This window comes from Dokdonia ponticola (assembly GCF_042653865.1).
Lineage (GTDB): Bacteria > Bacteroidota > Bacteroidia > Flavobacteriales > Flavobacteriaceae > Dokdonia > Dokdonia ponticola.
Map to the genome: position 1 here is coordinate 41,261 of NZ_JBHSFV010000011.1, position 14,633 is coordinate 55,893.

Consider the following 14,633-nt stretch of genomic DNA (forward strand, 5'->3'; position numbering starts at 1 on the left):
TCATAATACGCTATATAGGTATCGTATTTCTTATGTTCCAGTCCTGCGGACTTCATAGCGATTTATACCGTAACACTGAAGATAAAACACCCGTTACAAACAAAAACCTTGACGAGTATAGCAGTATATATGCGCTAGCAAACGCAGGTGCATATGCCAAAGGTAGTAATGAAGAACTTCTTTACAGCTTAAAAGATTATGTGTCCGCTAGAAGCAAAGAAGATGATTTTTTGATTTTTGTAGGGGATAATGTTCATGACAATGATCTTACTAACACACGTAATAAAAGACAACTCCAACAGCAACTTCAAGTTTCTACAGATTTTAAAGGAACGACCTTATTCATTCCAGGGGAACTTGATTGGAATGAAGAAGGCATAGAAGGTCTTGAAAGTATTGAAGAGTCTATAGAATCTTTCTACAAAGAAGAAGATCACTTTTTACCCAAAAACGGATGCCCATTAGAATTTATTGATGTTGATGCTACTACAGAACTTGTATTGATCAACTCACAATGGTATGTTGAAGACTGGAATAAATTTAAAGGTTTCAATGATAAATGTGAGATCAAAACTCGAACACAATTTAAAGCTATTTTGGCTGATGGACTGCGTAAAGCAAGACATAAAACCATAATTATTGCGATGCATCACCCGCTGTATACTAATGGCGTCTATGGAGGGGAAATTCCCGCAGAGGTGGTATATAGACCCACTGCAGAAAATGCTTTCATACCCGGAGCTGGTATCGCATGGGCATTTTTACGCTCCCAAGGAGGGCTATCTAAGCAAGATAGGTACAACCCGCTCATGAATGAATTAATGAGTGCGATAGAATTAGCCTTACTAGAAGCACCTCGCGCCATCATACTTTCTGGTCATGAACGCGTGATGCAATACATAGACCACGATAACATAAAACAGGTCATCGCTGGAACTGCTAGTAGTGTAAAACCGGGGAGACTTAGCAAAAGAGGACAATTCTCTTCCTCAAAAGCAGGTTTTTCTGAAATACGACGCTACAAAGACGGATCATCCTCCGTTCACTTTTTTGAACTCTCAAACGGTACCTTTAAAGAACTTTACAATACACAGGCGTTCAGCAAACCCAAAGCCTATAATATTGATAGCCTCCCCACTACATTTCCTAAAACGATGAAAGCTTCAGTGTACCCACCAGAAAGTGTGGTAAAAAGTAAAAAATACGTAACATCTTGGGGCGCCCATTACCGATATACCTACGGTATTGAAGTCGAAGCGCCCGTCGCTATTCTTGATACCCTTTATGGAGGTCTTACCGTAGAACGTGCAGGAGGTGGAAACCAAACAATGGGACTACGCCTCGTCTCTAAAGATGACCGAGAATATAATATGCGGGCTATTGCCAAAGATCCTATCGCATTCTTAAAATCATCTGGATACAATGACCTTGACGCCGATGACTATTTTGAAGGAACAGTGCCTGCTACTGTTATTGAAGATTTTTATACCGCCGCACATCCCTATGGCGCTTTTGCTATTCCCTTACTTGCCGAAGCAATAGAGCTAAACCACACACATCCTAAATTGTATTATGTCCCCAAACAAAAGGCTTTAGGAAACTTCAATAGTACCCACGGAAATAGGCTGTATATGATTGTTGAAAAACCTGATGAAGATTTCGACAAATCGCATATGTTTAACTACAGTAAAGAAGTAGAAAGCACATCAGACCTTTTTAAAGAACTCCGTGAAAATGAAAAACTACAGCTTGACGAACGCAGTTATATCCGTGCTCGTATTTTTGATATGCTCATAGGGGATTGGGATCGTCATGAAGACCAATGGCGATGGGCACAAGATAAAGTAGATGAAGAAAAAGGGATCACCAAGTATATAGCAGTACCACGAGATCGGGATCAAGTATTTGCAAATTTTGACGGAAAGATCCTAGAAACCACACAAAAAGTCATGAGCGGCGCAAGACAGTTTGGTAAATATGGCCCTGACATACCACATATAAAACAGTTTAGTCAAAGCGCTATCAACCTAGATAGAGCCCTTGTTCAACGATCTGATAAATCGGTTTGGTTGGAAGAAGTAGCTTACATTCAACAACACATTACCCCAGAAATTGTTGCACACGCATTCCGTCAGGCGCCTATCGAAATACAGGATAGCGTATGGATGGGAATACAGGAAGATTTGCTTTCGCGAAAGCGTAACCTGCCAGATATCGTATCACGCTTTTATGATGATTTTGCTACTTTTCAATCCCTAAAAGGAACCGACAAAGAAGATTATTTTAGCATAGAAAATACCGTCGAAGGTGATGTTCACGTAATAGCCTATCGCATGAAAGATGGGGTCAAAGAAACACTGCTTTTTGACCGAACGTTTTATGCAACGGAAACCAAACACCTTTGGATATATGGTCTAGACGATCAAGATATATTTGACGTAAAAGGAATAAATGTGAGTCCTATAAACATTGTGATTTCAGGCGGACTTGAAAATGACACCTATACCATTGAAGGGGGGAAAAACATAGCTGTATTTGATCAAAAATCGTACAAAAATACCATCATAAAAAAAGGAAAAGCCAACTTTCATATAGATGATATTTATGAAAATCATATTTATAATAGCGAACACAAACCTGACTCAAAAGCGGCTTTTGGTCTAGAAACCACGTATAACCCTGACGACGGAATCACTCCAAGAATCCAATACAGTTCTATGAAAATGGGATTTGAACGAAATCCGTTTACCTCCAAAATTGAACTTGACGCTCGGTATTTTTCCTTAACGCAAGCCGCAGATGTCAACCTATCATGGCATCGTTCGCATCTTTTTCAGGATTGGAATTTTAAAGCCTTTGGACGAGCGACAACAGCAAATTATACACAAAACTTTTTTGACCTAGGAAATAAATCTACAAACATAGCTTCTACGTTTGATGCAAATAGAGTTGGATTACAATACCTAACCGCAGGAATAGGTACCTACTATCAAGGTGAATACGGTACCGCTGCCGAAGTCGACATTCTTTATGAAAATATAGATTTGGCTAACGCAAGTACAAATGTCCCATTATTAAGTGATGCGTCGTATCTAACAATAGCAGGAAAATATGAGTACAAAAGCGTAGACGACGAACGATTTGTAACGAGAGGTATGAATTTTAAACTTCATACCGCATTCTCTGATGAACTCACAAGAACAAACATCATCGGTATTTTAGATCCTGCAATTACCTTTTGGAATGCCATTGATAGATCGAGAAAGTTAGTGTTTAAGACAAAAGTGACAGGACAGCTAAGGTTTGGAGACGAAATCCCTTTTTACAAATTAGCAACCATAGGTGCCGATAGTGGCTTACGTTCATACAGACAAGGGCGTTTTAGAGGACAGCAAGCACTTACAGGTTTATTGGATATAGCCTATAAATTCAAACCTATCAAAACCCCTTTGTTCCCTATTCGATTACAAGGACATGTAGGATTTGATACAGGTCGCGTATGGATCACTCAAGAACAAAATAACACCTTTCATTACAGTTATGGAGGAGGCATACAAGTAACAACGGCCGCTGTTTTCAAAGCTAAACTAAGTTATTTTAATGGTCCCGAAGGCGGAAGACTTGGTTTTGGGTTCTTTATTGGGATGTAGCGCAGCTCAAAACAAACGTCGTTGATACATTGAGGGGGTACAATCGCTTTTTTAAAAAACGCAACAAAACCTCTATTCACTTAAATTTCTCATAAAATAACAGCCGTTTATTTTTAATTCCATAAAAATGAACCGCTTTACTTGCCTAGTTATCTAAAAAGAGTACTTTTAATTTGCATTATGAATACAACATATAACATATCTGTATACACCCGCACCATTTCTACTATTGGCACGACGACCCCATTGGGGTTATAAACTATTCATATCATCCATTTCTATACCCGTACATCGGTATCACGTTCACATCAGTATTAATACCTTATAATATCAAACCATTTTGATATTAAAATCACCCTTTTGTGGGAAGCATTATGAGAATACTCAAATTTGGAGGGACTTCTGTAGGAAGTCCAGAAAACATACAAAAAGTCATCGCCGTTGTTACGCAACGTGCACAAAAAGAAAATGTAGCAGTAGTGGTATCTGCCATAGGTGGTATCACAAATAAGCTACTCCTTGCTGGACAGCTTGCAGCAAAAAAAGACGATACCTATAGAGCTGTTTTTGAAGAGATTAAAGACACACACCTCACCTACACAAAAGTATTGACAAAAAGCGAAGAAACCCTTACACAGGTGCAACGCTTAATGAGCGACTTAGAAGCCTTATTACAAGGAATTTTCTTGATTAATGAGTTGTCTCCCAAAACCATTGATAAACTGACTTCTTTTGGAGAGCGTACCTCTTCGGTGATGATTACATCTGCATTTGCAGCGCGTGATATCCTTGCACAACACAAAGACAGCCGTCAATTAATTATCACTGATGCTACACACACCAAGGCTACGGTGTATACAAAGCAAACGCACCAGGCTATTCAAGCCTATTTTAAAGATAGTAAAGCAGCCATTACCATTCTGCCAGGCTTTATCGCACGATCAGAAACAGGAGAAACCACTACATTAGGACGTGGAGGCTCTGATTTTACAGCGGCTATTTTGGCCGCAGCACTTCATGCAGACGCTCTAGAAATATGGACGGATGTAAGCGGGATGTACAGTGCCAATCCAACACTCGTGAAACAGGCGCAGCCTATTGCACAGATTTCCTATCACGAGGCGATGGAATTATCGCATTTTGGTGCTAAAGTACTCTACCCACCTACTATTGCGCCTGTGATGCAAAAAAACATCCCTTTATATATTAAAAATACCTTTGACCCTGAAGCAGAAGGCACCTGTATTTCGAATCAAGTAAACGGAAGAAATAATCCTATTAAAGGAATCAGTCATATAAATGATATTGCATTACTGACCCTTGAAGGAACAGGAATGATTGGGATTTCTGGGACTTCCAAACGCCTTTTTGAAACCTTATCTGTACAGGCTATTAATGTGATCTTAATCACCCAAGCCTCCAGTGAGCACAGCATTTGTCTGGGAATTGCCAAAGAAGACGCACAACAAGCAAAAGAAGCGATAGAAAGCACCTTTGCTTATGAAATTTCTAAACACCAAATAGATCCCGTTATCATCGAAAAAGAGTTGGCTATTATCGCGTTGGTAGGCGAACGGATGAAAAGTCATCAGGGGATTTCTGGAAAAATGTTCAGTACGTTAGGAAAAAACAATGTCAATATCAGAGCCATTGCACAAGGCGCTAGTGAAAAGAATATTTCGGCAGTGATTGCGTCAAAAGATGTGGCAAAAGCCCTCAATAGTTTGCATGAACGCTTCTTTGAAGACCAAAGTCAGCAAATTAACCTATTTATCATGGGGGTAGGAAATGTCGGTGGCCGTCTGCTAGCACAAATAAAACAACAACAAGCATATCTCTTAGAAAATCTAAAACTCAACCTTCGTGTCATTGGAATGTCTAATAGTAGAACCATGCTTTTTGAAGAAGAAGGAATTGATCTAGCTACGTGGTCATCAGCACTCGATAAAGGAGAAAAAGCAGACATGGTACGCTTTCGCGAAAGCGTACAAAACCTCAACATACGCAACTCCGTTTTTGTCGATATTACGGCCAATGAAGACGTTGCCATGACCTATCCTCACTATTTACGCAATAGCATTGCCGTGGTGGCCTGCAATAAAATCGCCTGTGCCAGTGCCATGCAAAATTACAGCCTGCTGAAGCGTTTAAGTAAAAAATACAATGCTCCGTTTCTATTTGAAACCAATGTAGGGGCGGGACTTCCCATTATTGACACGCTCAAAAATCTAATGGCATCTGGCGATCGTATTACCAAAATACAAGCCGTACTTTCGGGAAGTCTTAACTTTGTATTTAACAATTTTGCATCTGGAGATAGTTTTCATGATGTGGTACAACAAGCCAAAACAGAAGGCTACACAGAACCCGATCCGCGGATTGATTTAAGTGGTGTTGATGTCGCCCGAAAAATACTAATTCTTGCACGTGAAGCAGGTTTAGAACTAGAACTGAAGGATGTTGTCAATACGCCTTTCTTAACCAAGAAAAACCTAGAAAGTACCGATGTCCCACACTTTTTTGAAACGCTGAAAGAAGATGCAAGTCATTTTGAAGCCTTGGTTAGTGAAGCAAGCGCGCAAGGACGTCGTTTAAAATACGTTGCACAATTAGAACACAATCAAGCGAGTGTTGGCTTGCAATCGGTAACGGCAGAAAGTCCGTTTTATCATTTAGAAGGAAAAGATAATATTGTACTTTTCTACACAGAACGCTATCCTGATCAACCGTTAATTATCAAAGGTGCTGGCGCGGGAGGTGATGTCACTGCGAGCGGCTTGTTTTCGGATATTATTAGATTAAGACAAGCTCCCTAACCTCCGAAGGGGGAATGAAATAGCTTACTACTCTAAAATAGGATGCTACGGTATTTGAGAATGATTGAGTTACTAAGAATGAGATTCCCACCTTCGTGGGAATGTGAACTAACTTCCCTCCTAATAAGGCGCTGTACTGAGCTTGTCGAAGTAAGGGATTGAGGGAGGTGTAAAAAGTAGCTATTGGCTTTTAGTCTTTAGCTTCTTGAGTTAGGGTTTTGAGGTTGATTGAGTTAAATATGATGAGATCTCCGCCCCTGTCTGCCGACAGGCAGGTTCGCGGAGATGAAATGAAAGCCGCTTACGCGGACATACATATGGAAAAAACGAATAAAGAGCTCCGCCTTCGTGGAGAGGAAGTAAAAGTATTTTGCCCTGCCACGGTAGCCAATGTCAACTGTGGATTTGATACCTTAGGATTTGCACTAGAAGGTATTGGGGATGAGATGGTCATCCGAAAGGTGACTACGCCTGGGGTTACCATTGAGCTGATCACTGGAGAAAAACTCCCCATGGAAGCTCACAACAATGTCGCTGGTGTTGCGGCTATGGCCATGCTAGAAGGAATTCAAGCTGATTTTGGAATCACTATGGAAATCCACAAAAACATACGTTGTGGTAGTGGTATTGGGAGTAGTGCTGCCAGTGCGGCGGGTGCGGTCTATGGAATCAATCAGTTATTGGACACACCCATTTCAAATCTAGAATTAACAACCTACGCCATGAAAGGCGAAGCGCTTGCGAGTGGAAACGAGCATGCAGATAATGTGGCACCGTGCATTTATGGAGGCACGACCCTAATCACAGGTTACGCTCCCTTACGCATTATTGCACTTCCGCCCATGGAGACCGTATACGTCGGGATTTTACATCCCCATATCAAGATTGCTACCAAAGATGCCAGAGCTATTCTGCCCAAAAATGTACCACTCAAAGATGCGATTACCCAAGCACAACGACTCGCTGGATTTGTAGCAAGTCTGTATGAATGGGATAAACAATTATTTGTGGAGAGTATTCAGGATGTATTGGTAGAGCCACACCGAAAGCAATTGATTCCGCATTTTGACAAAATCAAAACAGTATCAAAAGAGTATGGGTGTATGGCATTTGGTATTTCAGGAAGTGGTCCTAGTATGTTTGCATTCGCTTTCGCGAAAGCGGATATCGACAACTACCTCGCTGCAAGTAAAGCCTATTACAAACAACAAAACCTAGACGTAGATACCTATTCCAGCCGAATAGCCAATGAGGGGTGTAGACAGGTCCCTTAACCTCTGGAGAGGAACTGAAAAACCAAAAAATTCCTTCTCCCTTTGCGAAAAGATTAGGATGAGGGAAATAGCTTCCCTCCTAGAAAGGAGGGATTGAGGGAGGTGTAAAAAGTAGCTATTGGCTTTTAGTCTTTAGCCTCTTGAGATAGAGCTTTGATAATGATTTAGTTATTAAGAATGAGATCTCCGCCCCTGTCTGCCGACAGGCAGGTTCGCGGAGATGACATGAAAAAAATAAAACAAAGGACATTGAGTGATTTTAGTAGGTAGCGGCAGCGAACTATTAAAATAGTATCGAAATGACCGATTAGAGAAGAATAAAAAAAACCGCCCACACGGGCATAATTATGAACTACTACAGCCTAAACAAAAAAGCACCAATGGTTTCTTTTGACGAAGCAGTCATCAGAGGGATTGCTCCAGATAAGGGATTGTATTTTCCTGAAGAAATTCCGCAGTTACCTGCCTCTTTTTGGGAAAACATCGAAGAGTTATCTAAGGAAGAAATTGCCTGTATTGCCATGAAGCCTTTTGTGGGAGATACTATTGATGATGCGTCTCTTAAAGAGATTGTTACCGATGTATTATCCTTTGATTTCCCCATTATTGAAATTGAAGATCAAGTGGCTACCTTAGAGCTTTTCCACGGGCCTACCCTAGCATTTAAAGATGTGGGAGCTCGTTTTATGGCGCGTTGTTTGGGTCATTTTTTAAAACAACGCAACCAAACGGAAGAAGTGACGGTGCTTGTTGCCACCAGTGGAGATACAGGAGGCGCCGTGGCACGTGGGTTTTACAAGGTGCCAGGGATCAAAGTAGTCATCCTCTACCCATCCGGAAAAGTGAGTGATATTCAAGAAAAGCAGTTAACCACCCTTGGAGAAAATATTACCGCCTTTGAAGTAGATGGTACCTTTGATGACTGTCAGGCGATGGTTAAGCGGGCGTTTCTAGATACCGAAATTACAGATGTACACCAACTCACCTCTGCCAATAGTATCAATGTAGCGCGATGGTTACCCCAATTGCTATACTACTTATTTGCCTATAAGGCCTTAAAAAAACACCAAAAACCCTTAGTATTTTCTGTCCCAAGTGGCAATTTTGGAAATATCTGTGCTGGGATGATGGCACATCGTATGGGAATGCCAGTGCAGCAATTTGTAGCGGCAGTCAACAGCAATACAACCATTCCGCGGTTTATGCAATCTGGGATCTATGCGCCTACAAAAACAGTCCCAACCATTAGTAATGCGATGGATGTGAGTGATCCGAGTAATTTTGTACGGGTGCTTCAATTATTTGAAAATGATCTGGGTACGCTTTCGCGAAAGCTTACCTCCTATTCCTACTGCGATCTAGCGACTCGTGCTACCGTACGAGAAGTGCATGAAAAGCATAACTATATCTTAGATCCTCACGGAGCCGTGGGATACCTAGGGTTAAAAGCGTATTTAAAAGAACATCCCGAAGCCTATGGTATATTCTTAGAAACAGCACATCCTGTAAAGTTTTTGCCAGCTATAACCCCTATTGTGGGAGATTACAAAACACTTCCCGAACAGGTAAAAGAGCTTATGGGTGAAAAGAAAAATACCCTAAAAATTACTGCCTATAACCAATTAAAGGGGTATTTTACCCTAAAAGAATAGTAACATTTGTTCTATATTTGACACCAATCTGAATAAGATTTAAAAACAACCATTTATGAAAACTATGACTTGCAAACAATTGGGGGGTGCTTGCGAGACCACATTTCAAGCACATACTTTTGAAGAAATTGTGGGAATGAGTAAACAACACGGGGCGGAGATGCTAGCAGCAAAAGACAAAGCACATCTAGAGGCCATGGATAATATGAAAGCACTTATGAGTTCTCCAGAGGCGATGCAGGCTTGGTTTGAAAGTAAGCGCAAACTCTTTGAAACCTTGCCTGAAGAAGGTTAATACAAAAAAACACGTATTGAATACCTGTGCTTATATAATAGTTACTCTATAAAAACACACGTATTTTAGCCATTTTAAAACTATGTTATATACGCTCCTACCTCCCGGCAGGCTGGTTCGCGAAAGCGTATAAAAAAAGAGGCTACTTTAAAGCAACCTCTTTATTTTATAGTTATCCTATATTTTTAATTAACAATAAGCTTTTTAACGACTATTTGGTCTTCAAAGATTACTTGCATAAAGTAAATACCTGTAGAAAGTTTCTGCACATCAAATGATTGAGATTGATTAAATCCAGTAACCTTCATTTGTTGCACGTATTGTCCATTTATATTTGAAATCATCACTTTTTGTAATTGTTTACTTCCAACATATCCTAAGGTTACGGTATGCGATGTAGGGTTCGGGAAAAGTGTGATTTCATTTTCCTTAATGATTCCATCATCCGTACTCAGCACCTCTCTTTCTTTAAACACAATGATAAAACGATCGGGTTGTATTCCTTTTGTAGCGGTAAAGCTATAAGAGGTTTCCTTTAAATTTGTCACCGTATTTAAGACATGATCTACGAGGTATACAGGTGCTGTTTCTAGGTGTAAACCTTCAAAACGATCTATATTAATCGTGTAAATAGCTTCTTCTTCGACAGTTGTTGAAAAGCCTAAAGGTATTTCCATTTCATTATGGAAAGCTTCACGTCCTTGAATGGCTAGATATTCACCCTCTAGGTTTGTAAATAATGATAGGAACGTACCTAATCTCTTAGTATCATATCCAGGGTCAAATGCGGCAGTTGCTTGATCAGTAAACCCGACGCCTACTTGTGATATAGCTTCATCATAAGCACTAGTGGTAAGATTCAACCATAGTTTTTCAGATGGATCTACCTCCTCTGATTCACTATTTCTAAATCCATCATTGTTTCCAGTGACCCGCATGGTGTTTGTAAATACAACAGGCGTATTATTCATCATCTCTGCTTGTTCTGCTTTTATTCCAAAACCTTGACCAGATGCCATAAATTGACTTGGTGCTGTGCCTCCATTTACTGCTGCTACTCCCATGAGGGCATTACGCATAGAGATATCATTCATAGAAAAATTACTGGTCCCCGCTCCAGGTAAATCTGATGTAGGGTTTGTAATATGATCCCAATAGTATACCGCACTTACGGCATCATTGGCCGTAATAAACGCAGTAACATCTATCGCAGATGCGTAGGGATTACCTAGTATATTATAATTGTTTATAGTTGCAGGTCCATTATAGTTGATAGGAACTGTAATGGTTCCAGAGTTTAATGTTCCTGGATGTGTAGCATCTTGTGTGTAGGTAAGTGTGTACGCTCCATCTCCAACATTAGGTGCTGGTTGCGGAAATACTAATTGTCCGATACCTGGGGCTGGTAATGCTGTACTTCCTGTTACAGGTGCTAAATAATCATTATTATCATCTAAGAAGTTTTCTGCATCTACAAATTCTGGGAACGCTACTGGATCTATCGCATAAGGAACAAAATTACTTGGTATAATACTAAATACAGCTCTTGAGTTTCCATACACACGATCTCTCGCTTCTGCACTCACAGGACTACTCATTGCTACAAAATTACGATCATCTATGAGAGGGGTCATTTTTGCTACGCTGATACTTCCGTTATTAATAGTTTGTGCATTTTCATCTATTTGTACGACACTACCTTCATGTTCTACGATCAATGTTCCATTGACTGTAATATTTCCTGCAATGTTCATAAAATCGCCTGCTCTTACAGTTACGGTTTCTGTAGAATTAATTTGACAGGAACATGCGGTAATATCTCCTAACACAGCAGTATCATAGGTATCATCAATGATAGCCATGGAGGTGCCTGTTGGCACACTGTTATCCCAACTTCCTGCTGAGAATGTGGTTGTATTCAGCGCACTTCCCGTTATAGTCACGTCTGTCGTACAGGTGTCTGTATTTCCATTAGCATCTGTTACTGTTACTGTTACAGTATTCACTCCAATGTCTAAACACGTAAATACGCTTTGGCTTAGGGTGGTATTGATAGTTCCACAACTATTCAAAAGCGATACAGGTCTTCCTCCAAAAGTAGCAGAGCCATCAGATGTAAACAATAGTTCTTCCCAATTACTTTGGTCTAATGCACCAGAGAAAGTAGGCATTACGTTTGTAATAGTGGCTGTTGCAGCTCCAAATCCATTATCATCAGTACGTACTGTAAATCCAAATATTTGACCAGCAGTTAAAGATACATTAGAAGATCCACTTTGTGCTCCTATAGCATCACTAGTTAATTGCGTATATGCGGCAAGATCATCTATCACATATCCAAAACTATCAAATCCAGGATCATCTGTAGTCGTATAATTCCAATCAAAAGTTAAGGTCACATCTTCTGTAATGGTAATGGCAAAGACAGAATCTCCTTGAGCATTACTACCATTATTACCACCTACAATTGTAATATTTGTAGGCGCAGTAGGATCAAATAATGCCGTACCGTTTGCTCCAATAGGAATGGTCGTATTGACACACGGATTTAATTCTGGTAATACTTCTGTTACGGTTATCGTATCGGTATCTGTTCCCATCATACCATTACAGTCTGTGGCGGTATAAGTAATTGTATGTGTTCCTATGCCTGCCACTTCTGGATCAAATGTAAAGGTTGCCCCATTACCATCATCTGTTACACCAGGGCCGCTATAGGTACCCCCACCGACTAAACCTCCTGATAAGGTTTCTTGTCCGTTGATACTACAAAAATTAGTAGTAGATACGGTTAATGATATAGGTGGTACCTGAAAGCCTGCTGTTCCATCAGATCTGAGATTTGATGACCCTTGAGTCGCGTCAAATCCTAATCCTCTAGCAGCAAATGCTTCCCAAATAAGACATTGATTATCTCCATTATACAGTAATTGATCTGCAAGTAAAATAGCATCACGGCTATCGATAAATCCTGGGCTTGCTGGTTGTAATTTTAATCCTTCTGTTACTAAAGCAAGTGAAATGTTATTCCCGCCTGTTCCTGTATATAAATCTGAATCAAATCCATATTCAGCTATAAGTGCTTGCGTTAAATCATACAACATGGTAGCCCAAATTTCTCCTACAGCATGTGGTGCTACTCCAGCACCATCTCCAAGATTAATTAACGATTGATACGTTTGAGGATTGGTAGCCATATTGGTACTATATGGAAACGATCTAATTCCTGAACCATTAATTCCTTGTCCTATTAGAAATGTACCCACGGCTCTATCAGCTGTTGCGTTACTAGTGTTCATGGTATACATATAGCCATAGTAATCACTCCAACCTTCTCCTTGCTGCTCTTGATTGTTTAATCCGCCTGAGTTTCCAGCACCTCCAGTAAGACGTGTAGATATACCGTGTGCATATTCATGAACAATTACTAAATTATCATAAGCGCCATCTGCATCATTACATACAAACATTTGCATTCGTGGCGAATTACCATCAGGTGGAGTTCCAAAATTAGCATTACACGTTCCTGAACCATCTTGATTATCTCCGATGACGCTGTCATTTCCTAAACCTCCATTTCCGTAGTTATTCTCTTGAAAATTACCACTAGCTTCATCAAATCCATACAAATAGGTAATATCATGTATGATATTTGACCAATAAAACACATTGGTTACTGCCGCGTCAAAAGAAGGGTTAGCACCAGAATATAAAGGGATCGTTTGCCCTGAACCAGCATCAAACGTAGTGGCATCAAAGGCAAAGTTAAAATTTAACCCGGCACCACCATCTGCTTGCGAATTAGCATCTATAGTATTATCTGCATTTAAATCTAGGTGAGATTCAATATTATTACCTCTAGTATCTGTAAATTCTGATCCTGCAACGCCATCGGTATCATGCCATCCAAAAGGAGAAGCTGTTAGGTTTTCTGGATTGGTTACTAATTGTCTAGCTCCATAATACGGGCTTTCTATAGATACAGGATATACCAAATAAGAACCCACAAAGGCATCTTCCTCATTTGCAACGGGAGTTCTTGGAGTTTCTATTACTGAAAAGTCTTCCTCACAATTTTCATCAGTAGTGGTTGTATGAACATGCTCACTATGATCACCTACGATATTACACGACTGCGTAAAGTTATATTTATCTATAATGACTCCTGTACTAGCATCTACTCTAAAATTCCACCAATCTGATGAATTTAATTCTTGTATCGATATTTCCCATACCATTCTAATTCCATCATTAGGAACTAAGTAATACATTTGTTTTGCTGGAATTTCTACCCCAGAGATACCACCTTTACTAAAAAGTTTTGACTTGTCAGAACTCTTTGAACTAATTTCAGTGAGATTTTCTACGGTTCCATAATTCATTTGACCTGCAATAGCTTGTATGGCATCTGAAGCAGAAAGTGATGCTCCACTACTTTTTATTTGTGAAGTAACACCAGAAATAAAATTAGTGTGTGCTTTAGCTAAAGTACCATCGTTTGCAATATGCAAACTAGATTCGGTACCCTGTATTTCAATACCATTAATTGCCTGTCTATAGTAAATATGATGAACTCCACTTAAAGAACTTACATGTTCACTGGTAATTACATACGCTGTATCTTCCGAAGTAAGCGAGTTATTCTGTTCTAACGTAGTTAAAAACTCCCGTACATTGCGAGGGTTTTCTTTAATCTGATGAGCGCTATTTACCGCATTAATAGGTATTGAAGCTCGTTGTTTAGTTGAAGGAATACTTCCCTTATGTCTTTGCTGGGCAATCACTGAACTGCACAGAAAAATAAATCCTATTACAAATAATTTCATTTTCATTTTTAAGGGGCTTTTAAGAAAAAATTAAAAAAATATCTGCAAAATACACAAAAGCAACGATAAAGTAACAATTACATTATGTTTTTTTTAACAAAATCCAAATGATCGACAGAG

The 14,633-nt window shown here is 39.8% G+C and carries 6 protein-coding genes; 5 read left to right on the top strand and 1 reads right to left on the bottom strand.

The annotated features are described in order from the left end of the window. The first annotated feature begins 32 nt into the window (after positions 1-32). From ACFO3O_RS16635 to ACFO3O_RS16655, 5 genes are all read left to right on the top strand, one after another. Positions 33-3,650 carry a metallophosphoesterase gene (locus ACFO3O_RS16635; protein ID WP_379980872.1) on the top strand — a complete coding sequence of 1,206 codons (3,618 nt, stop codon included), beginning with the start codon at positions 33-35 and terminating at the stop codon, positions 3,648-3,650. Positions 3,651-4,024: 374 nt separating this feature from the next. Continuing rightward, positions 4,025-6,466 (top strand): bifunctional aspartate kinase/homoserine dehydrogenase I, encoded by a 2,442-nt coding sequence (gene thrA, locus ACFO3O_RS16640; protein WP_379980874.1) that lies wholly within the window; start codon positions 4,025-4,027, stop codon positions 6,464-6,466. Between the two features lie 317 nt (positions 6,467-6,783). Beyond that, positions 6,784-7,740 carry a homoserine kinase gene (locus ACFO3O_RS16645; protein WP_379980876.1) on the top strand — a complete coding sequence of 319 codons (957 nt, stop codon included), beginning with the start codon at positions 6,784-6,786 and terminating at the stop codon, positions 7,738-7,740. 347 nt (positions 7,741-8,087) lie between these two features. Then, the gene (thrC, locus tag ACFO3O_RS16650) at positions 8,088-9,392 is read left to right on the top strand and encodes a threonine synthase (RefSeq protein WP_379980878.1); all 1,305 of its coding nucleotides are present in this window, start codon (positions 8,088-8,090) and stop codon (positions 9,390-9,392) included. 55 nt (positions 9,393-9,447) lie between these two features. Further along, entirely contained in the window at positions 9,448-9,687 is a 240-nt protein-coding gene (locus tag ACFO3O_RS16655; protein WP_379980880.1) for a DUF1059 domain-containing protein, read from the top strand. 185 nt (positions 9,688-9,872) lie between these two features. Here ACFO3O_RS16655 and ACFO3O_RS16660 read toward each other — a convergent pair whose 3' ends face one another. Beyond that, on the bottom strand, positions 9,873-14,513 hold the full coding sequence (locus ACFO3O_RS16660; RefSeq protein WP_379980882.1) for a M36 family metallopeptidase: 4,641 nt from the start codon (positions 14,511-14,513) through the stop codon (positions 9,873-9,875). Positions 14,514-14,633: the final 120 nt, after the last annotated feature.